Source organism: Thermotalea metallivorans, assembly GCF_001562415.1.
Taxonomy (GTDB): Bacteria; Bacillota; Clostridia; order Peptostreptococcales; family Thermotaleaceae; genus Thermotalea; species Thermotalea metallivorans.
The window spans coordinates 62,759-82,762 of record NZ_LOEE01000027.1 but is presented as its reverse complement, the minus strand read 5'-3'; the positions used below and the strand labels follow the sequence as shown (position 1 = coordinate 82,762).

Below are 20,004 nucleotides of genomic sequence, written 5' to 3'. Positions count from 1 at the left end.
TGAGAAAGCCCCACCAAAAGGTGGGGCTTATGCTCTATTTGCCAGCTTTCAACAGTGGTCTCATGGTGACCACGATAGCTCCTAAGATGATAGACCATGTTACTACTAAAAATCCCAATGCTGCACCTGTCATAATTTATACCTCCTTACATACGCACAGAGACTTTGTTAGTCTCGATCTCTTCTTTGTATTTAGAGCTAATGGATTTATACGATTGAATAAATCCAACAGCCAATACAGTTACGAGAACGATTCTGGCGCCGTTTACCCAAGGAATAAGTTGTGGTGTTTTCTCAACAAAGGATGGGATCGCTTTAAAGTATCCGGCTGTGATGTAGTCCCGTGTTGAGAAGAACAGCAGTATGGCGATTGCAGCCGGTGTTAAAACCTTGTGGAATAGGTTGAAGAACCAGCTTGGAATTTGCCACAAACCACCGCGGTTCATTTCTTCCAGTGCTCGGTCTCCCATCAGCCAAGCAACTGCAATAATTTCAATTAAACCTAATACAATCAGCAGGTAGCTTCCTACCCAGTTGTCGACTTCTGTTAAATAAACAAGTTCTGCTGTCTTTGTTAAGATTGGCTCCAATGCCACAGGCAGACCCACAATGATGTATCCGATAAATACGATCCATGCAGCCTTGCTTCTGGCAACACCCAAATCTTCTTCCAGCAGGGCAACCAGATAGTTGTACATGGCGATGGCGGATGTGAAACCTGCGAAGAACAGCAACAGGAACCAAAGAGATCCGAAGATCTGACCACCGGCCATTGTTCTAAATACGTTGGGCAGGGCGATGAAGGACAGACCTACACCGGCTCCTACTCCCTCAGGCCCTAAGAAGGCGTAGGCAATAGGAATAACAACAGTACCGCCTAGGATAACCTCTGCAAACTCATTCAATGAAATGGTTGCCAAGGAGGATACAACAACATCATCATCCGCTTTCAGATAAGAAGCGTAGTTGCAGATAATACCCATACCGATAGATAATGTGAAGAAAATTTGTCCCGCTGCAGCTAAGGCAGATTTCCAGCTCAAGGCTGCGAAGTCGGGATTCCAGATATAGTTTAATCCTTTCATGGATGACCAATCAGGATTTACAGGACTGCCGATAGTCAAAGAACGGATAGCAAGAATAATACCAAAAACATAAAGTACAGGCATCATTATCTTTGCCCATGCTTCAATACCCTTTTGAATACCTCTCATAACGGCAAAGCCCAGTCCGGCCAAAGCCAATACCCAGAAAGTAATAGCCAGTGACGGCGTTTGAATATAATTTACAAATACTGCACCTGTGGATTGGGCAGTATCCATATAGCCGCCGGTCAAGGATAAGAAGCTGTAGCCTAAAGTCCAACCGATAATTTGATTATAATAGGAGTTTACAAGAAGTGTTACACCGAAAGCAATCATTCCTGCCAATGATCCGATAATAAGAGCAGTTTTTGGCTTTGTTCCTTCTCTGGCTTGCAAATATACCATAGGCCCTAACGTACCATGGCCATACTTGCCGCCATAACGGCCAAGGTTCCACTCAACCAGCATAACAGGAATACCGATTAATAAAAGTGCAGCAAAATAAGGAATCATGAATGCACCGCCGCCGTTGCTAGCAGCTTGATAGGGGAATCTCCAGAAGTTGCCCAAGCCTACGGCATTTCCCGCCATGGCAAGAATCAAACCTATCTTGGAGCCCCAGTTTTCTCTTGAATTGCTCATATGAATGCTCCCTCCTTTTAAAAAATAAATGATTTTTATTTCAACTTCCATTATACTGACTTTCGAAAATTTTATCAATGATTATTTTTACTTTTCTGAATGTTTAAAATTGGAAAACTATTTGTTGATTTTTTGTCAAAGTACATGGGAGAAATGAGGAATAATTACTTGATTTTCAAATAATTTTATTTATTTTAAAAATGCTATATTTAGAAATAATCTATTTTTTTTATAAAGATTAGCCATGGATAAGGAGCTGTATTTTGTTTGGCTAGAATGACATTTTTTTATCAATAAAATTCATTTTATTTCCATAAAACCATAAATTTGTAACAAAACTTGTTTATTTTCATGCAGAAAAAATTTTTTATAATACATAGGATCCCATAGAAAAAATGAATTTGTTTTCTCGTATACTTGCATCAACTAAAAATGTAGATTGCATCGCCCATTTTTCATGGGATGACGACGAAGTTTTTGACTGGTCTAAAATTCTCTCCAGCATCATTAATTAGTATATGATGTGAGAAAGGATTTAGGATGGTTGGTGGAGTATATATATGTTTATGGAGTACAGATTGCTGGAAAAAAAAGAAAAAAACAATCAATTGCAATCGTTGTCGCTTAGGAGATGATGATGATGGACAAAAAAGTTTTAATGCGGGTGGAGCACGTCAGCAAAACCTATCAGATGGGGGAAGTAGTTGTTCATGCCCTGCAGGATGCAAGTTTTGAGCTGTACGAAGGGGAGTTTGTCGTTATTTTGGGTCCCAGCGGATCGGGAAAAAGTACCCTCTTAAATATATTGGGGGGAATGGATTCGCCTTCGAAAGGCAATGTTTTTATCCAGGGGCAGGAAATTACGAACTATAACGACCGGCAGCTGACGGTCTATCGAAGGGATAAGGTGGGTTTTGTATTTCAATTTTATAATCTGATTGCCAATTTAACGGCCCGGGAGAATGTGGAGCTGGCTACGGAAATCTGTAAGGATGCCTTGGACATTGACCATATTATGGAGGAAGTAGGGCTAGGGGATAGAAAGGATCATTTTCCCTCACAGATGAGCGGCGGAGAGCAACAGCGGGTAGCTATTGCCAGGGCAGTGGCCAAAAATCCCTTGATCCTCTTATGTGATGAACCTACTGGTGCTTTGGATTTTCAAACGGGAATCATGACTTTATCTTTGCTGCACAAAATCAATAAGCAATTCCATAAGACGGTGGTCATTATTACCCATAATACACCCATCGGGGAGATGGCGGATCGTGTGATTAAAATGCGCAGCGGCAGGATTGTGGAGATAAAAGAAAATATCCATCCCCTGCCGCCGGAAAGGATTGAATGGTAATGGGCAAACTGGATGTTCGGTTGTTTCGAATGTTAAAGCATGCCAAGGGACAGTTCATCTCCATTGCCGTAGTGGTTGCGCTAGGGTTGTGCATATACGTTTCCTTTAGTATGACGGCCATGAATATGAAGAATACGGTAGAGGATTACTATAGTCAGACCAATTTTGGGGATATTTTTGTTCAAGTGGTCAAAATACCCAGAGGTGCTCTAGACAGACTACGGGAAATGGAAGGCATTGGAGAGGTCCAAGGTCGAATCAGCTTTGATGTGCCCTTGAAGGTGGACGATGCCCATGAAAAGGTAAGGGTGAGAATAGTATCTCTTCCCGAGAGTCAGAAAAAGATAAATGATTTATATATGCTCCAAGGAAAAGATATCCATGGAGAATTGAAAAAAGCCATTGTGCTGGAACAGTTTGCCAAAGCCAGGGGTATTGCTGTAGGAGACAAAATTACCCCTTATATCAACGGGAGAATGGTGCAGTTGGATGTGGCAGGTATTGCCGCTAGCTCCGAGTATATCTATCTTATGGAGAATGAGCAGGCCCTGCTGCCGGCACCGGAAAAATTCGGCGTGGTCTATGTAAGCGAAAATTTTGCCCAGGCGACCTTTGGATATAGGGATAGCTATAATGAGATTCTAATCAAGGTGAAGGATCATGATAGAATCGACGATGTTGTGAGAATGCTTGAAGAGGAATTGGACCGCTATGGAGTAAAACGGATCGTGGAACGGGAAGACCAATTGAGTCATCGAATGTTGACGGAAGAACTCAATCAGTTGGAAAAGACTTCTACGGCCATTCCCATGCTGTTTTTGATAGTCGCTGCTATGATTATTTATATCATGCTGACAAGAATTGTAAAAAATGACCGGATCTATATCGGCGTGCTGAAGGCCATGGGATACGGAAATGATGAGATCTTATCCCATTATGTGAAGTTTGCTTTGGTTATCGGCATTACAGGAGCTTTGATGGGAAATATAGGAGGGATTCTGCTGTCTGGCTTGTTGGCCAAGACCTATGCCCAGTTTTATAACATACCCTTTTTAAAGATAGATATCTACTATGGATACATGTTTTATGCCATCCTGTTCACCAGTGTTTTTTGTGTTTTTGCAGGACTGATGGGAGCCAAACCTGTATTGCAAATTATGCCTGCCGATGCTATGCGTCCCGAGATACCGAAGGCCGGAAAAAGGATCTTCTTAGAAAAGGCAAAATGGTTTTGGTCCCGTGTTAGCTTTAGCTGGAAGATGGTCATCAGGAATATTGCCCGAAGTAAAAGGCGGTTTGCCTTTCTGGTATGCGGTATTGCATTAACCTATGGAATCATCCTGGTACCCATAGCCCAGGGCAATGCCATGAGCGCCATGTTTTCTTTGCATTACGGAGAATTTCAGAAAATGGATTATACCATTGATTTTGCAAAACCCATGAATCGGAAGGTGATGGTGGAGATAAAACAGCTGATTGAAACAGAGCATATAGAACCAAAGCTGGAATATCCCTTTGAGCTGCGAAAGGGGTGGAGAAAAAAGGTGGTGAACATTATCGGTGTGCCAAGAAATACCCGATTCTATGACTTTAGAGACGAATTCCAACGGAGGATCATGCTTCCGGAGAAAGGGATATTTGTTACAGAGGGATTGGCCAAGGGGCTCCAGGTAAAAGTAGGGGATAGAATTACGATCAAGAATTTTATGCCAAAGAAAGATGACATCACGGTGGAGGTAAAGGGAATTATCAAGCAGTATTTAGGGATCAATGCCTATATGAATATTGATGAGATGGAGAATACCTTGGCGGAAAAGGGTATGGTTACAGGCGTATCTGTAAGGGCAAAGGATCATGTTCAAGAGAAGTTAAAAAATATCAAGTATATTTCCGCTGTACAATCGGTGGAAGATATGAAAAATGCTTTTTTGCAGTTTTTAGATTCTGCCATCTATGCAACGGGAGTGCTGATGCTCTTCGGGGGGAGTTTAGGCTTTGCCATTGTATATAATTCTACCATCATCAGTATTGCAGAACGGAGCATGGAATTTTCCTCTTTGAGGGTCTTAGGATTTGACAAAAAGAATATATATCAGATGATTACCAAGGAAAATATGCTGATGGCCGCCATTGGCATCGTGATAGGCATGCCTGTGGGATACGGCATGATAAAGGGCATAGCGGAAGCCTTTAACACCGATATGTATACGATTCCTGTGATATTGACGCCGAAGACTTATATCATAGCGGCGGTTGCTACCCTTGGCTTTGTCTTAGTTGCCCAGCTGGCTACTTTAAAGAAAATCTACAGCATTAATTTTATCGACGCATTAAAGAATCGTGTTTCCTAGGAGGGAGAGAAAATGAAGAGAAAAAAGCTATGGCTTGTCCTAGCCATCCTAGGCGTGATAGGCATTGCCTATTTTGCCATAGGAAGAAATCAAAGGCTGGAAGTAGAGACTTTTCCAGTGGAAAAGGGAAAGCTTGAAAAGTATATTGAAGAAGTAGGCATCGTGAAAATGGAACAGCAGACGACGATTTATGCCTCCGAAGGGGGAAAAGTGGCAGAAATCTTGGTGCAGGTGGGGGATCAAGTAAAGGCAGGGGACATTTTGGCAAAATTGAATGAAAAAGAATTGAGCATACAATTGGAAGGGCTGAAGGCAGAAAAGGAGGCGGCTATGGCCCAGTATCAGGAGGCATTAAAACCTAGTGACGGGCAAGTGGTGCGAAAGATGCAGGCTGCCGTAAAGAGTGCTACGGTCTCTTATGAAGAGGCAAAAAGGGCGGCTGACAACAGCAGAAGACTCTATGAAGAGGGAGCCGTCAGCTATGAAACTTATAGGAGTGCATTGGCAAATTTGCATTTGCAAGAGGCTGCTTTAGAAAGTGCCAAAAGCGATTTGGAAATGGTGGAAAAAGGTATTTCAACCCAGCAGAGAAAGCAATATGAAGCCAGAATCAGTCAGATTCAGTCCCAAATTGATTTGCTCTATCAAAAAAAGGAAAATTTAATTATTCGAGCACCCCGAGAGGGTATGGTTATGGCAAAAGCAATAGAAACGGGGACATATATCCAGCCGGGAATGGCCCTCTTTGAGATTGGAAACAGAGATGATTTATATATAGAAAGTGATATTTTAATCCGTGAGATTGGAGAGGTGACAGAAGGGGCTCCTGTTGTCATCTGGAGTGATGATTTGGGGATCAAAGATCTGAAAGGCGTTGTGAGAAAAATATATCCCAAGGCCTTCAGCAAAATATCTGATCTGGGGATTGAGCAGAAGAGGGTGAAGATTGAAATAGATTTTTCAGAAGCAGGCAAAGGCGGAAAGTTAAAGCCCGACTATGAGGTGGATATTCGCATCATTACCCAAATAAAGCCGGAGGTACTGTGGATACCAGAAAATGCTGTTTTTGAATATGAAGGAAACCATGCTGTCTTTGTAAACCAGAAGGGTACAGCGGTATTAAGAAAGATCGAAAAGGGGATTGAAAGCGGAGAGCGTGTGGAAATTGTCAAAGGTCTTCAACAGGGAGAAGAGGTCATTTTGTCGCCTAACGAAAAGATAAAGCAAGGGATACAGATTCAGAAAAAGAACGAATAAAAAAAGCCCGGATTTTTGGGCTTTTTTATGATCGGCGCCGCAAAATGCGTTCTGCCAAAGGATTGTCCCCCATATAATTTTTCACATATTGCACAAGCTTGTCCTGCTCCTTGTCTGCAAATCGAAGCATCCTGTCGGCAGTATAGTCAATGACGGCAGGTTCTTCGCATTCTGACAGGACTTCAAAAATTTCTGCCATATGCTGGGCCAGTTTGGATGCCGGTGCCTTTGAAGCATCTTCATCCGGTATGATATTGTGATGCACCATTGTCTTTAGAGCATCGCATAGAATCCATGCTGTTCCTTCAACGGTTTTCAACAAATTATTGCGATGTTTTTCGCTGTCTATTTCATGTCTCATGAATAAACCCCTTTCCTATCTTCCCACAAACATCTGGGTACAGATTTTGCCATATCGGGAGCCTTCACGAATACCGATACCGATATGGGTAAAATTAGGATTCAGGATATTTTCTCGATGTCCTTGAGAATTCATAAGGGATTCATGGGCATTTGCCACAGATGGATTGCCCGCTAAATTTTCTCCCGCATAGATATACTTGATGCCAAATTGCTTCATCATATCGAAAGGACTTCCATAGGTGGGAGAATTGTGGCTGAAATAGTTGTTATCAATCATATCCTGGGATTTTAGTCTTGCTACCTTCGTAATTTCCATGTCAAGCTTTAATGGATTTAATCCTCGCTTTACCCTTTCACCGTTGAGAAGACGAAGCATTTCCTCCTCATTGGGCGTCAGCTGGGCAATGTTCTGCTGCTGGTCGGCCATGCTGGGAGGTTCAATATAGGGTTTTGCTTGTTTTGCCTCTACCGCGCCTACTTGACCGTCATCGGTTTCTACCACATACCAACCTTCCCTGTCACGAAGCACCCGATAGACATTGTTTTTGGGAAGCTGCCGAATGATGGGATAGTTTGTGGAATGACCGGTTCTTAAAGGAGCCTGGTCGGCAATAATCTTGATTTGCTCCACACTCCCTTTTTTGAAAATGGAAGAAGCCTGGGGTGTAACCATGGGCCTCTGCTGTGGTCTTACGGGAGTACATGCGGCAAGGATCAGAATTACTGTTGCAAATATGATGAATATTTTTTTCATAGTATAATCACCTCAATCATATTATTTCCTTGTTTTTTAAAAAACATGAATCCTTCGCCGGCACTGTAGATAACACATTATGGGAAGGGAGGAGAAATATGCAAAAAAAAAGCACGGATTTCCCGTACTTTTCTTCGGTCGGAAAGAAAAAATTATATTTTGTATTTTTTTAATTCTATCTTCAGATTGCTGGTCAATGTCTCCAGTTGCTGTATATAATCGGTTAAGTCTTTAATCCTGCTGGAATACTGTATGACATTGGCACTCATTTCCTGGGTAGCGGCAGAATTTTCTTCGGCAATAGCCGCCAAGGAATGTATATTTTGGAATACGTCCGATATTTTTCTTGTTTCTAAGGATAATGCCTCTACAAGTTCGACAATTTGATCGGATACAAGGGTAATTTCCTTTGTGGCTTTTTCGTTGTCAGAAGCAACGGCAGCCAGTGTTTTGTTGCTTTCCTCCAATCGGTGAAATTGGTTTGTAACTTGTGCGATCATGCTTTTCACATCGGAAGTAAATAATTGAAGGCTTTCATTAATAGTTTTTACGGCATCCTTTGAATTTTCAGCCAGTTTGCGAATTTCTTCGGCCACAACGGTAAAACCTCTGCCCATTTCTCCGGCCCGGGCAGCTTCAATGGCAGCATTTAGTGCCAGCAGGTTTGTTTGATCAGAAATCTGTTCTACGGTGGTTACAATATCGATAATACCTTGGGCTCGCTTGGATAAATCTTCCCCTTGGGCATTGACAGCGGAAAAATCATCTTTGATATGGAGGAGCATGGCGGCTACATTTTGGATTTTTCGGAAGGAGGTGCGGATGTCCTCTACGGCTGACTCCAACTGCTGCTTGCTTCTGGCCTCCTGTGAAGCCAGTTGGTTTAGGGTTTCAATGTTATCATTCAAAATATGGACAGACTTTTCCGTCTCTTCTGCTTGGTGCATGGCGCCGTTGGCTACTTCCTGAACCAAGTCCGCTATGCCGTCGGAAACTTCTTTCATATCTTTTGCGATTTCAGAGAATTTCCGTGTAAAATTATACATATCGTCGGTACCGCCTTTTAAAAATAGAAAATCCTTTTTTATCTTGTCCTTCATTGTATTAATCTCATGGATATAGTTTTCAAAGCTGTCTCCTGTCTTAATCTGAAAGTTGCTGGCAAAATCAAGGTTGGACAGCATGTCCAATTCTTTTTTGATGGATTGAATAGGAGAAAGTATGGTAGCACTGGCTGCAAAGGAAACAAAAAATATAAAACCAGTAAAAATCACTTGATTCAAGAAGGTATTGCTGCCTACCTTTAAATAAGGTGCTGCAAAGGATATGAGAGCAACCACAGCGGCGATTTTGAAAGGTATACTCTTGATGAAACCAAAGGAAAGAATTTGGTTTGCAAGGTATTTTTGAAGTGTTCGATTGTCCTTCTCCAATCGAATCTTCACCTTTAGGTAAGCTCTTCCATCGGGGTATGTACCTTTTTCTAGAACATCCGTTATAATCTTTTCGTTAAAAAATATAGCGCTGCCATCCAGCAGACCGAGGAAATAATCGAACATCCCTCTTTTTGATTCATAGAGAATTTCAATTTCTTTGTCCCCTGTTTCTTTGGCAATCAGTCTGGGGGGTTTTGCACCCGGAATCATTTTTGTCAATTGGGCATGGACATCATCCATCATCATAAGAAATCCTTTTAAGCTGAATCGCTCAAAATAGGACGGAAACCACTTTTGGAAGGTTTTAATATTGCTTCTGCCGATTTCCCGCCATACTTCACCTGCTGTTTTCCCTAAAGTTTTTGCAACTTCTTCTACGATTTCCTTCGGTTGATGATCGGGGATATCTTCTAATGGAGTAATTATCCGATCGGTTTCCCAGCCGATTTTCTGCACTGCTTTTTCTACAACGGTCTTCCCATAGAGATTTTCAAGACTGCTGATCCATGTAGACACTACTGTACCCTTCATATCTTATCCTCCTTGCGGTATGTATAATTTCTTTGGAAATACTTGTATGTACATCCTTATTATATTACAGAATCGGTCGGTCAACAACCGCTCCCCTAAGTATATACCACAAAAAAAATCTAAAAAACATGAATAAAAATATATATTTTGGAAATCATGAAAATAGATAAAGATAGTTTAAAAGTCGAAAGACTTTTAAATACACCTTATTCCCACCCACAACTCATCAAAGAAAAAGGCAGCCTTTCCGGCTGTCTTTTTCTTTAGGAAGAAGAAATGATCTGCATAAAGGACGAAGAAAGTGAAGAAGATAGGTAGAGAAAAATATTTGATCAAGAAATAGAAAGGGGCGATGGCCCATGAAACTTTGGATGCCGGATCGTGTTTATTTTGAACCAGCAGCCTTGGAATTTCCTATGGGGGAGAGGATTTACAAATTTTGCATGGAACATGATATTCCTATTTTGAAGACTACATCCCATCATCAAGTGAGGAATATTCCCGGCGATACCGATAGGGAAAAATTTTCCAATGCCAAAAAGACTTTGGTGGTGGGAACGAAAAAGAGCCTTTCATTGGATGTATGCAAACCTTCGGCCCATTACCAATTTTCCCTGGTGACCAATTGTCCCGGCAACTGTGAGTATTGTTATTTGTTTACTACCCAAGGGAAAAGACCCTATGTCAGGGTCTATGTGAATATAGAGGAAATTTTCCAAACCATCCGTCAATACATTGAAAACAGGCTTCCCGAGACAACTGTCTTTGAGGCAGCCAGTACGGGAGATCCCTTAGGAGTAGAACACATTACAGGAGCTTTAAGGGATACTATCGAACATTTTGGCACTTTGGAGAAAGGAAAACTAAGGGTGGTGACCAAATTTTCCAATGTAGATTCTCTACTGGATGCAAAACACCAAGGGAATACTCGATTCAGGTTCTCTGTTAACTCCCAGTATGTGGTGGACCAGTTTGAGCATAATACCCACCCCCTTGAAGAACGATTGAAGGCGGCGGAAAAAATGGGAAAAGCAGGTTATCCCCTGGGATTTATTATTGCTCCCATTCTTCTTCATGAAAAATGGAGGGAAGGATACAAAAAATTGATGGAAGAACTGCGGCAACATTTGAACTTTGCGGGAAGAGAAGCTATCACCTTTGAGCTTATCCAGCATCGTTTTACCCGCAATGCCAAGGAAATCATCCGAAAGAGGTATCCCAATACCAAGTTGGATATGGATGAAGGGAAGCGGGTATTGAAATTTGGAAAGTATGGGCGGGCAAAATATGTTTATCCCAAGGATGTTGCCGAGGAGATGAAAGAATACCTGTCGGAATTGATTATGCAATATTTTCCCAATGGGCATATTGAATATTTTACATAACATTATGGAAAGGATTGCTGAACCAGAGGGTGGCCCAATTGTGATAAAAACAAGGATATGGTACAATGGAATAAAACAGGGCGAGGGGGGAAGATAAATGAAGACACTGGTATTTCATGTGCAAGATATGGAATGGGTGAAGCATCCTACTTTTCCGGGAGTATACGTAAAGGATATGCTGACCGGGCAGCATGGCATGGGCATTACGAACAAGTATATAAAAATTGAGCCCCAAGGGGAAATACGGACCCATGCCCATGATGTAGCGGAGGCATTTTTTATTCTGCAAGGAAAGGCCTCTGTGCTTGTCAATGGGGAAAGGGTGGAGCTATCGGCAGGGGATATGATTGCAGCACCCGCCGGCCAAGTGCACGGACTGTTCAATCAAGGCACGGAGGATGTGATCCTGTTGGCCAACTTTGGTGTAAAGATTGAATAAGCAATAGAGTGGATACTATTTATGAAAGCAGGGGTGAAATATATGAGCATCATTAGAGAAAAAAATAAGCAGTATGCCTTTGAAGAAATTGCAAAGATTATCAAGGAAAATACAGAATTTGATGTGGTCGCCGATATTTCCAAACGAACAAAAAGAGAAGATGTTTTGGCCTTTATTCTTCAGTGCGATGGGGAAAACCTAAAAAAAGACCTCCAGGAGGAGGGATTTGATTTGGATATAGAAACAGATGAAGAGGAATTTATATCGGAGCTAATGAATAAGGCGGATGAGTATGCGGTAGAGATCGAGGAAAACTTGCCGGAGGACCTGATTGCCTATTATTATGCCTATGAATATGATGAGGATGAAGGCGTCATCAAAACTATTCTGGCAGTAGCTTTCGAGACCCTAGGGGAGCGAAAACTTAGGGATGTGGGAAACAGGCTGATTACCGTTGTAGGGGATTAAAAAAACTAGAATGAAAAAGTTCTGCTTGATCATTGCTTTTGTCTTATGGGTAATTATTTTTGGTATGTCTATGGATGTGGAAAGACTTTATCCTGGGGAAGATCAGTCGGTGAATGTGTATCTGAAGGCAAGGGAAGACGAGGCATATTTTCTGAGAATCAAAAAGGAAATCGGAGAGATTCTTGAGCGCCAAAGAAGAAGTGTGCTGCAAAAAAAAGTGAATGATTACATGGCTTATATTTCTAAGGGATATCATGATGATAAGACGAGGGACTACCATGCTTTAAGGGAGGAGCTGGCAAAAGATTTCAAACAGCATCCTTATGAGACATTGGCCTATCAAATTCATTTATATTATCCTACGGCGGAAGGGGTATGGGTAAGGATCGCAAAAAACTATTCCGTTCAAAAAAATAGCCTCGAAAGTATGAAGGGAAAAGAAATAGAAGATCTGCTGTTTGTAATGGAAAAGGGAAGATGGAAAATAAAAACCGTCAAGAAAATGAGTTCCCTTATTTAGAGAAAAGCAAAGGCATTCATGAGGATGAATACCTTTGCTTTTTTATTATGTATATAGTAAAGGAGGCATTTTGACTTTACTGGTAAATTACCTTCATATCATATGTGGCATTGTCATTGGCTGTGGCGGATTGGAGAATGATGGGAGACGACGGCAATGGCTCATTTAACAAGGAAGATACCTGGCCGGATTTCTTTAAGGTAATGCTGAAGATATAGCCGTGCTTGTCCTTTTTGATATGAACTTTTTTGATCAAATAATTTGGATGATCCGTCAGACTGATAAGAATAAAGGTACCCGATGAAAAATGTTTTTTATATATGCCAGTATTTGATTTCGTCTGATAAATCCAGTGGATTACTTCCTGGTCAAGCTGGCCGGTATCATATATCATTTTGAAATCTTTTACATTGCCCGTTATTTCCTGATTGTTACACCCTATCAGTCCAAACATGCCAATGGAACCCAATACAAAAAACAGAAAGAATTTTTTCATGATGATCCCCCCTCAATTTCCCCCTATATATAGACGTAGAAAAAGAAAAAAAGTTTCATCATATTCTAAAATTTTTTTACAGTAAAAGAAAAGGTGAAGCAGTTCTTTGCTGTAGGCCGAAGACAAAGCGATACCAAGGTCATGGCACCTTGAGATTTCGCCTTCCTATTCAGACCTGCGCTGCTTTTCTAAAGTAAAAAACTAGGAGGAAATAGGGAAAAAACAAAAAAGAAACTTTGAAGATACAAAGGATACAAAAAAATAAACCAAAAATAAAGTCTGGAAAATAAAAACCTTTCCCTAAAAATTGAAAACTGGAAAGATCCATTGATTGAACAAAATATGATTTGCCACGGAAAAAACAATTCCAATGATCATTCCCATAAATACGTCGGTAGGGTAGTGAACACCCAGATATATTCGAGACAATCCCACGAGTATTGCCAAAGTAATAAATAGCGGAGTCCATGGAGAGAAAAAGATGGATAGGGTGAATGCCATGGCAAAAGCTGCTGTTGTATGTCCCGATGGAAAAGAATAGTCATAAAGATGATTTTTGAAGGTATGTATATTTGTTATATTTAGAAAAGGACGCGGTCTGGCAAAAATTTTTTTTAAATAATGAACAACAATATGGCTGGTTGCTAAAGCTGTAAGGCACTGCCATCCTGCCATATTTATGATTCCTTTTCCGAAACAAATAAGAATTAGGGATGTGGTAACAGTAAAAAAAGCTCCTCCTAGGCCGGTAATCAAAGGGACGATACGATCTAGAAAAATGCATTTCAGATGGTCATTAAAAATATAGAAAAGTTTTAAATCTCCCGCAGCAATGACCCGAATAATTTTATGCATTGGCTCATGCCTCCCTGTGTTTTGTATTCATTAATTCTCTCTAATTTTATCATATGGGAGGCATGTTATGAACATGTTATCAGAATGTAAAATTTTCTACAGAAATACAATGGGCCTTATTTGTTTCAACACAATTTCAAATAAACACAACGCAAATAAATCCTTATTGTGGAAGCATATGAGATGTGATACAATGAAGCTTGGATAGCATCGAAAGAGCTATACCCCTAAGGGGATTATTGAAATTGAAAAGAAATCTGCTCTGAGCCGACGGGACCGAGACAGAAAAGGTATGAAAGGGACAGGATGATGCCTTTTTGAGGAATGCTCAGAAGGGCTTTTTTGCATATTTTTGATAAATAGCAGTCGCCTTCTTTTGCCTTTTATCTGAATGTATGATGCTTTGTTGGCTGGAAGAAGGCGATTTCTATTTTTGAGGAAGTGATGGAATGAAAATGGGATTTATCGGCGCAGGAAAAGTAGGAACGGCCTTTGGGGCCTACCTGCAACGGAAGGGTTTTGCCCTGCAAGGTTATTTTAGCAGGTCTACGGACTCTGCCTTGAAGGCGGCGGCAAGCACCAATAGTTTTGTCTATGAGACAGCGAAGGCGCTAGCAAAAGATGTAGATTTTTTATGGATCACTACAACGGATGATCATATCAAAGAGGTATGTGATCATTTGGCAGAGGAGAATGCCTTTCGAAAAGGGCAAATTGTTGCCCACATGAGCGGGGCATCTTCTTCTCGAATTCTGTATCGTGCCAAGGAAAAGGGCTGCTTCATATATTCCATTCATCCCCTGCAGTCCTTTGCCGACATAGGGAAGGCTATAGAGGATTTGGAACATACCTATTTCAGCATTGAAGGAGATGGGGAAAAAATGGACGTGATCGAAGGATTATTTCAAAAGATGGGCAATCGAACCTTTCGAATTGCCACGGAGCATAAAGGGCTATATCATGCGGCAGCCTGTATTTTTTCCAATTATCTCGTGACTTTGATGCATCAGGGACTGGCATACTTTGAAAAAATCGGTATTCCCAAGAAAGAAGGATTTCAAGCGGTGCTTCCACTGATTTTAGGGACCATTGAAAACATTGAGGCCTTGGGGACTGCCATTGCTTTGACGGGACCTATCGCCAGGGGTGATGGAGAAACAATTTTTCATCATATTCAATCCATAGAGGAAAAAATGCCGGAGACTTTATGGTTTTATAAAATGATGGGGCAGATGACTTTCCATTTGGCATCCGTCCATAAGTTGAAAGACCCTGAAAAAAAGGAAGGATTAAAAAAAATATTGAGTGAGGTGTAATGATGACAGTAAAGAAATTTACCACGGCATCTTTTTTGGAGGCAAAGAAAAAAGGTGAAAAGATTTCTATGTTGACGGCCTATGATTATTCTACGGCAAAGCTGTTGGATGACGCAGGAATAGACAGTTTGTTGGTGGGGGATTCCTTGGGGATGGTGATGTTGGGCTATGCGAATACTCTCCAAGTAACGGTGGACGACATCATCCATCACTGCAAAGCCGTGGCCAGGGGAGCCCAAAGGGCCATGGTCATTGGCGATATGCCTTTCCTGTCGTATCATATCAGTGTGGAGGAAAGTGTGCGAAATGCTGGAAGGCTGATTCAGGAGGGAAATGCCCATGCAGTGAAATTAGAAGGGGGAGAAGAGATTATTGACAAAGTAAAGGCCATTGTCAGGGCCCAGATCCCTGTGATTGCTCATCTTGGCCTAACGCCTCAATCGGTGAATCTGCTGGGAGGCTTTAAGGTTCAGGGAAAAAGCGAAGAGCAGGCCAGAAAAATAATTCGGGATGCCCTGCTGTTGCAGGAGGCAGGGGCTTTTGCCATCGTTCTGGAATGTGTTCCGGAACTGCTGGCGAAGATGATTACAGAAAAACTGGATATTCCTACCATTGGCATTGGCGCAGGGAAATATTGTGACGGACAGGTGCTGGTAACCCAGGATATGTTCGGTATGTTTTCGGATTTTAAGCCAAAGTTCGTGAAACAGTATGCCCAATTGGGCGGTATCATACAAGAAGCATGCAGGCAATATATAGAGGAAATGAAGGCCATGACCTTTCCGGCAAAGGAGCATACCTTTGCCATGGATGAGGAAATACTGGCGAAATTGTAGGAATAGGCAGGAGGAAAAGGATGAAAATTATAGAGACCATTGCAAAGGTGCGGGAAGCGGTATCAGAGGCAAGAAGAGGAGGAAAAAAAATAGGATTTGTGCCTACTATGGGATATCTCCATGAAGGACACTTGTCCCTGATCAAAAGGGCCAAGGAGGAAAATGAATTTGTGGTGGTGAGCATTTTTGTCAATCCTACCCAGTTCGGCACAGGGGAAGATTATGAAACATACCCCCGGGATTTGGCAAGGGACAGCCAATTGGCGGAAAGGGCAGGGGCTGATGTGATTTTTCACCCCTCCGTACAAGAAATGTATCCCCAAGGTTATAAAACTTACGTAGAAGTAGAAGGAGGGATCACATCTAGGCTGTGTGGTGCTTCAAGACCGGGACATTTCAGAGGCGTTGCCACAGTGGTGACGAAGCTTTTCCATATTGTAAAGCCTGACCGGGCATATTTTGGCCAGAAGGATGCCCAGCAGGTGGCGGTAATCCAGCAAATGGTGAAAGATTTAAACATGGACCTTGAAATCATCCCATGCCCCATTGTAAGGGAAATGGACGGCCTTGCCATGAGTTCCAGAAATACTTATCTGAATGAAGAGGAAAGGAAGGCCGCACTGGTGCTGTCCCGATCTCTTTTTGGGGCACAAGAGATGATCCGAAAAGGGGAAAGGGATGTACAGAAAGTAAAGGAATGGATGATAGATTTTATCAAAGATGAACCAAAGGCTTCCATTGATTATGTAGAAATTGTGGATGCTTTTACATTGGAAGCGATAGAAGAAATCCAGGGGGATGTATTGATCGCCCTTGCGGTGAAAATTGGCAGAACCCGATTGATTGACAATATACGCTTGGAGGTATAGAATAGATGATGCTGAATATGTTTAAATCGAAAATCCACCGTGTCACAGTAACGGAGGCCAATCTAAATTATGTAGGCAGCATTACCATCGATCAAAGGCTGATGGAGGCTGCAAATATCTTGCCGGGAGAAAGGGTGCAGGTTGTGAACAACCACAATGGGGCCCGGTTGGAAACCTATGTCATCGAAGGGGAAGCCGACAGCGGCGTGATTTGTTTAAATGGTGCTGCCGCAAGGCTGGTGCAGCCGGGAGACCATGTCATCATTATTGCTTACTGCTGGGTTACCCCAGAAGAGGCAAAAATCTTAAAACCAAGGATTGTTTTTGTGGATGAGAAAAATAGAATGATTGAAATGGCCGACCAGGAAAAACATGGGGAAAGCAGATAGGCGGAGGAAGATTCCTCCGCTTTTCAAATGAAGTCCTCCATGAGTTCATCCAATTTGTGGCGGATATCCAGGTCCTGTTTTATGATAGGAACCTTCCTTTCTCCCGGAAGTTGGCTGTAGTAATCCTGATGGTGATTTTGATATAGGATGCCTGTGAAAAGACCGTCCGTTTCTATATATTTGTTCATGGCTTTTTGAAAATCAGACGGATCATGGTTTTTGTCCTCATCCAAATTTGCCAGGTGTTCCCTAAACCACCCATAGGTGTTGATTTTATTAAAGGTTACGCAGGGACTGAATACATTGATGAGAGAAAAACCCTTATGCTGAATTCCTTTGATGATGATATCTACCAATTGATCTTGGAAGGCTGAGAAGCCTTGGGCCACAAAGGTGGCACCGGCAGCCAAGGCAAGCAGGCCCGGCCTGATAGGGGCCTCTATGGAACCATAGGGTGTACTCTTCGTAACAAATCCTGTCTGGCTTAATGGGGATGTATGTCCCTTCGTCAAGCCGTACACTTGGTTGTTCATTACGATATAGGTTATATCAATATTTCTGCGAATGGCATGGATGGTATGGGATGTGCCAATGGCAAAACCGTCCCCGTCCCCACCGGAAGCGATCACGGTAAGGTCAGGATTTACCAGTTTGATGGCCTGGGCTGCAGGCAGTGCCCTTCCATGGATGCTGTGGAAACCATATACATTCAAGTAGCCCGATATTCTTCCGGAGCATCCGATACCTGAAACTACTGCCACGTGATGGGGTTCAATCTCAAGGTGGGCCAGGGCAGCCTGCAAAGAACGGAGTACGGAGAAATCACCACAGCCGGGGCACCAAGTAGGAGTGGTATGATTGCTGTAATCTTTGGCAGTTTTCATTCGATCAACTCCTCAATCTTAGATTGCACTTCTTTGTATTGGAAAGGTGTGCCGCTATATTTCAAGAGATTGACGATTTTGTCATGATATCCTACTTCTTTTTTGATGATGGATGCCAGTTGTCCTGTGGCGTTGCCCTCTACTACCAAAATCTTTTTGTATTTTCCACACAATTCTTTTAATTGTTTGACGGGTAGAGGCTTGATCATCCTCAACATGCCTAGAGTTGCGGGGTACTGATTTTCTTCGATTACCCTTTTGAGTATTCCGTAATTTGAGCCAACGGATAAGATGAGCAGATGGCCCTCCCCATTGCCGAACAAATCAATATGATCTGAATTTTCAAGGTCCTTCAGCTTCCGGAGCCGTTTTTCCATCATTTGTTTTCTGTTCTGGGAACCTTCGAAAGGTCTTCCGGTTTCCAAGTGTTCAATACCTGTCACATGGTGCATGCCAAAGGGCTGCCCGGGGATGGCTCGGGGAGATATGCCATCCTCTGTGAACCGGAAACGTTTGAAGGGAAGCTCTTCTTTGGGGTTGAAATCTTCATCCCTCATGAGTTTCCCACGATCTATTTGAATATTTCCTTTATCCAGGGAATCGAGGGTTTGTCTCGATAATCCCAGATGCAGATCGCTTAGGATTATTACAGGGCATTGGTATTTCTCTGCCAAATGGAAGGCCCAAACCGTCTGAGAAAAGCATTCTTCTACTGTGTAGGGAGCGAGAACAATGATCGGCACTTCACCGTGGGGGCCGTGATAAAGGAATTCAATGTCACTTTGCTCATGCTTGGTAGGTAGGCCCGTACTTGGCCCACCCCGTTGGACATCGACAACGACCACTGGGATCTCTGCCATGCCGGCAAGGCCGATTCCCTCCATCATTAGGGAGATGCCCGGTCCGGAAGTGGCTGTCATGCTTCTGGCACCGGCATAGGCAGCACCAATGGCCATAGTAATGGCAGAGATTTCATCCTCTGTTTGCATCATGATCCCGTTATCGTCGGGGAATTTTTTTGTAAGGTATTCCATAATCTCCGAGGATGGGGTAATGGGATAGGCTGCCATAAATCTGCAGCCGGCCATCAGGGCTCCCAGTCCTATGGCTTCGTTGCCGATCATGGAGGCCCTTGCCATAGGGTTTTTGGGAGGCATCAGCATATATTCCAAAGAAAGTCTTTGATCCTCAAGGGATAACTCGTAGCATTCCTTGAGTACACTGATATTTTTGCGAATTATTTCTTCCCCCTTTCTCTGAAAGTTCTTTTCCACCACTCCCGCAAAGAAATGGAAAGGAATATGGAACAATTGACCGAGTAGGCCTAAGATGCCCGTATTCCGCATAACGGCAGCGCCATATTTTTTAGCAATGGCGGTAAGGGGGGCAGGAAGAATGAAATAATTCTTTTTGTCCATATGTTGCAGCAGTTCTTGTTCCGGTATGATATCATCGTAGATCAAAAGACCGCCTTTTTTTAATTTCGGCAGATTGATTTCTATAGAATCTCCATCAAAAGCCACCAGTATATCCAATGGGTCTTTACAGCTTAGCACCTTTTCTGTGTGGATGTCAATCACATAATGGGTGTGTCCGCCCTTGATTCTTGAAGAAAAGGTCCTATATCCAAAGGCATAATATCCTGCTCTGGAAAGTGCTCGAATCAAGGCATCTCCTGTACTGACGATACCTTCTCCTTGAATTCCCCCGAGCATCAGGGTGATATTTTCTGTCAATGGCATCCCTCCTCCGGCTTATTTTTGGCCTATCTTATATC

At 42.4% G+C, this 20,004-nt stretch carries 19 protein-coding genes; 11 read left to right on the top strand and 8 right to left on the bottom strand.

Annotation, left to right across the window (positions count from 1 at the left end; translation table 11 throughout):
* Positions 1-146: 146 nt before the first annotated feature.
* Positions 147-1,727 (bottom strand): sodium-dependent transporter, encoded by a 1,581-nt coding sequence (locus tag AN619_RS05000; protein ID WP_068555384.1) that lies wholly within the window; start codon positions 1,725-1,727, stop codon positions 147-149.
* Between the two features lie 640 nt (positions 1,728-2,367).
* On the opposite strand from AN619_RS05000, the gene AN619_RS04995 reads away from it, so the two are divergent.
* The 3 genes from AN619_RS04995 to AN619_RS04985 are packed head-to-tail and all read left to right on the top strand — an operon-like array spanning position 2,368 to position 6,686.
* Complete coding sequence (locus AN619_RS04995; RefSeq protein WP_068555383.1) at positions 2,368-3,078, top strand: ABC transporter ATP-binding protein; 711 nt, start codon at positions 2,368-2,370, stop codon at positions 3,076-3,078.
* Positions 3,078-5,429 (top strand): ABC transporter permease, encoded by a 2,352-nt coding sequence (locus tag AN619_RS04990; protein ID WP_068555382.1) that lies wholly within the window; start codon positions 3,078-3,080, stop codon positions 5,427-5,429. The genes AN619_RS04995 and AN619_RS04990 overlap by 1 nt, the downstream gene beginning before the upstream one ends.
* 12 nt (positions 5,430-5,441) lie before the next feature.
* Entirely contained in the window at positions 5,442-6,686 is a 1,245-nt protein-coding gene (locus AN619_RS04985) for an efflux RND transporter periplasmic adaptor subunit (protein WP_068555381.1), read from the top strand.
* A 25-nt stretch (positions 6,687-6,711) separates the two neighbouring features.
* On the opposite strand, the gene AN619_RS04980 is transcribed toward AN619_RS04985, so the two are convergent.
* From AN619_RS04980 to AN619_RS04970, 3 genes are all read right to left on the bottom strand, one after another.
* Positions 6,712-7,047, bottom strand: coding sequence for a hypothetical protein (locus AN619_RS04980; RefSeq protein WP_068555380.1), 336 nt, complete (start codon positions 7,045-7,047; stop codon positions 6,712-6,714).
* Positions 7,048-7,062: 15 nt separating this feature from the next.
* Positions 7,063-7,803 (bottom strand): CAP domain-containing protein, encoded by a 741-nt coding sequence (locus AN619_RS04975; RefSeq protein WP_068555379.1) that lies wholly within the window; start codon positions 7,801-7,803, stop codon positions 7,063-7,065.
* 152 nt (positions 7,804-7,955) lie between these two features.
* Positions 7,956-9,770 carry a heme NO-binding domain-containing protein gene (locus tag AN619_RS04970; RefSeq protein ID WP_068555378.1) on the bottom strand — a complete coding sequence of 605 codons (1,815 nt, stop codon included), beginning with the start codon at positions 9,768-9,770 and terminating at the stop codon, positions 7,956-7,958.
* A 359-nt stretch (positions 9,771-10,129) separates the two neighbouring features.
* On the opposite strand from AN619_RS04970, the gene splB reads away from it, so the two are divergent.
* The 4 genes from splB (at position 10,130) to AN619_RS04950 (ending at position 12,582) form a co-directional block, all read left to right on the top strand.
* Positions 10,130-11,155 (top strand): spore photoproduct lyase, encoded by a 1,026-nt coding sequence (gene splB, locus AN619_RS04965; RefSeq protein ID WP_068555377.1) that lies wholly within the window; start codon positions 10,130-10,132, stop codon positions 11,153-11,155.
* A gap of 97 nt (positions 11,156-11,252) precedes the next feature.
* Positions 11,253-11,594, top strand: coding sequence for a cupin domain-containing protein (locus tag AN619_RS04960; protein ID WP_068555376.1), 342 nt, complete (start codon positions 11,253-11,255; stop codon positions 11,592-11,594).
* 42 nt (positions 11,595-11,636) lie between these two features.
* Positions 11,637-12,062 (top strand): hypothetical protein, encoded by a 426-nt coding sequence (locus AN619_RS04955; RefSeq protein ID WP_068555375.1) that lies wholly within the window; start codon positions 11,637-11,639, stop codon positions 12,060-12,062.
* A gap of 10 nt (positions 12,063-12,072) precedes the next feature.
* Positions 12,073-12,582, top strand: a complete 510-nt coding sequence (locus tag AN619_RS04950; protein ID WP_068555374.1) for a hypothetical protein — start codon at positions 12,073-12,075, stop codon at positions 12,580-12,582.
* A 76-nt stretch (positions 12,583-12,658) separates the two neighbouring features.
* Here the strand turns inward: AN619_RS04950 and AN619_RS04945 are convergent, their stop codons facing one another.
* Both AN619_RS04945 and AN619_RS04940 read right to left on the bottom strand, forming a co-directional pair.
* Positions 12,659-13,078, bottom strand: a complete 420-nt coding sequence (locus tag AN619_RS04945; RefSeq protein WP_068555373.1) for a hypothetical protein — start codon at positions 13,076-13,078, stop codon at positions 12,659-12,661.
* Between the two features lie 300 nt (positions 13,079-13,378).
* Positions 13,379-13,933 (bottom strand): phosphatase PAP2 family protein, encoded by a 555-nt coding sequence (locus AN619_RS04940; RefSeq protein WP_068555372.1) that lies wholly within the window; start codon positions 13,931-13,933, stop codon positions 13,379-13,381.
* Positions 13,934-14,382: 449 nt separating this feature from the next.
* On the opposite strand from AN619_RS04940, the gene AN619_RS04935 reads away from it, so the two are divergent.
* Genes AN619_RS04935 through panD form a run of 4 tightly spaced genes read left to right on the top strand, consistent with a single transcriptional unit; the run spans position 14,383 to position 17,343 of the window.
* Positions 14,383-15,249, top strand: coding sequence for a Rossmann-like and DUF2520 domain-containing protein (locus AN619_RS04935; RefSeq protein ID WP_068555371.1), 867 nt, complete (start codon positions 14,383-14,385; stop codon positions 15,247-15,249).
* Between the two features lie 2 nt (positions 15,250-15,251).
* Positions 15,252-16,085, top strand: a complete 834-nt coding sequence (gene panB, locus AN619_RS04930) for a 3-methyl-2-oxobutanoate hydroxymethyltransferase (RefSeq protein WP_068555370.1) — start codon at positions 15,252-15,254, stop codon at positions 16,083-16,085.
* A gap of 20 nt (positions 16,086-16,105) precedes the next feature.
* Entirely contained in the window at positions 16,106-16,954 is an 849-nt protein-coding gene (gene panC / locus AN619_RS04925; RefSeq protein WP_068555369.1) for a pantoate--beta-alanine ligase, read from the top strand.
* A 5-nt stretch (positions 16,955-16,959) separates the two neighbouring features.
* On the top strand, positions 16,960-17,343 hold the full coding sequence (gene panD / locus AN619_RS04920; protein WP_068555368.1) for an aspartate 1-decarboxylase: 384 nt from the start codon (positions 16,960-16,962) through the stop codon (positions 17,341-17,343).
* 23 nt (positions 17,344-17,366) lie between these two features.
* Here the strand turns inward: panD and AN619_RS04915 are convergent, their stop codons facing one another.
* Together AN619_RS04915 and AN619_RS04910 are read right to left on the bottom strand one after the other, a co-directional pair.
* Complete coding sequence (locus AN619_RS04915) at positions 17,367-18,227, bottom strand: 2-oxoacid:ferredoxin oxidoreductase subunit beta (protein WP_068555367.1); 861 nt, start codon at positions 18,225-18,227, stop codon at positions 17,367-17,369.
* A complete protein-coding gene (locus AN619_RS04910; protein WP_068555366.1) occupies positions 18,224-19,963 on the bottom strand; it encodes a 2-oxoacid:acceptor oxidoreductase subunit alpha in 1,740 nt (579 codons plus the stop codon). Before AN619_RS04910 ends, AN619_RS04915 begins: the two co-directional genes overlap by 4 nt.
* Positions 19,964-20,004: the final 41 nt, after the last annotated feature.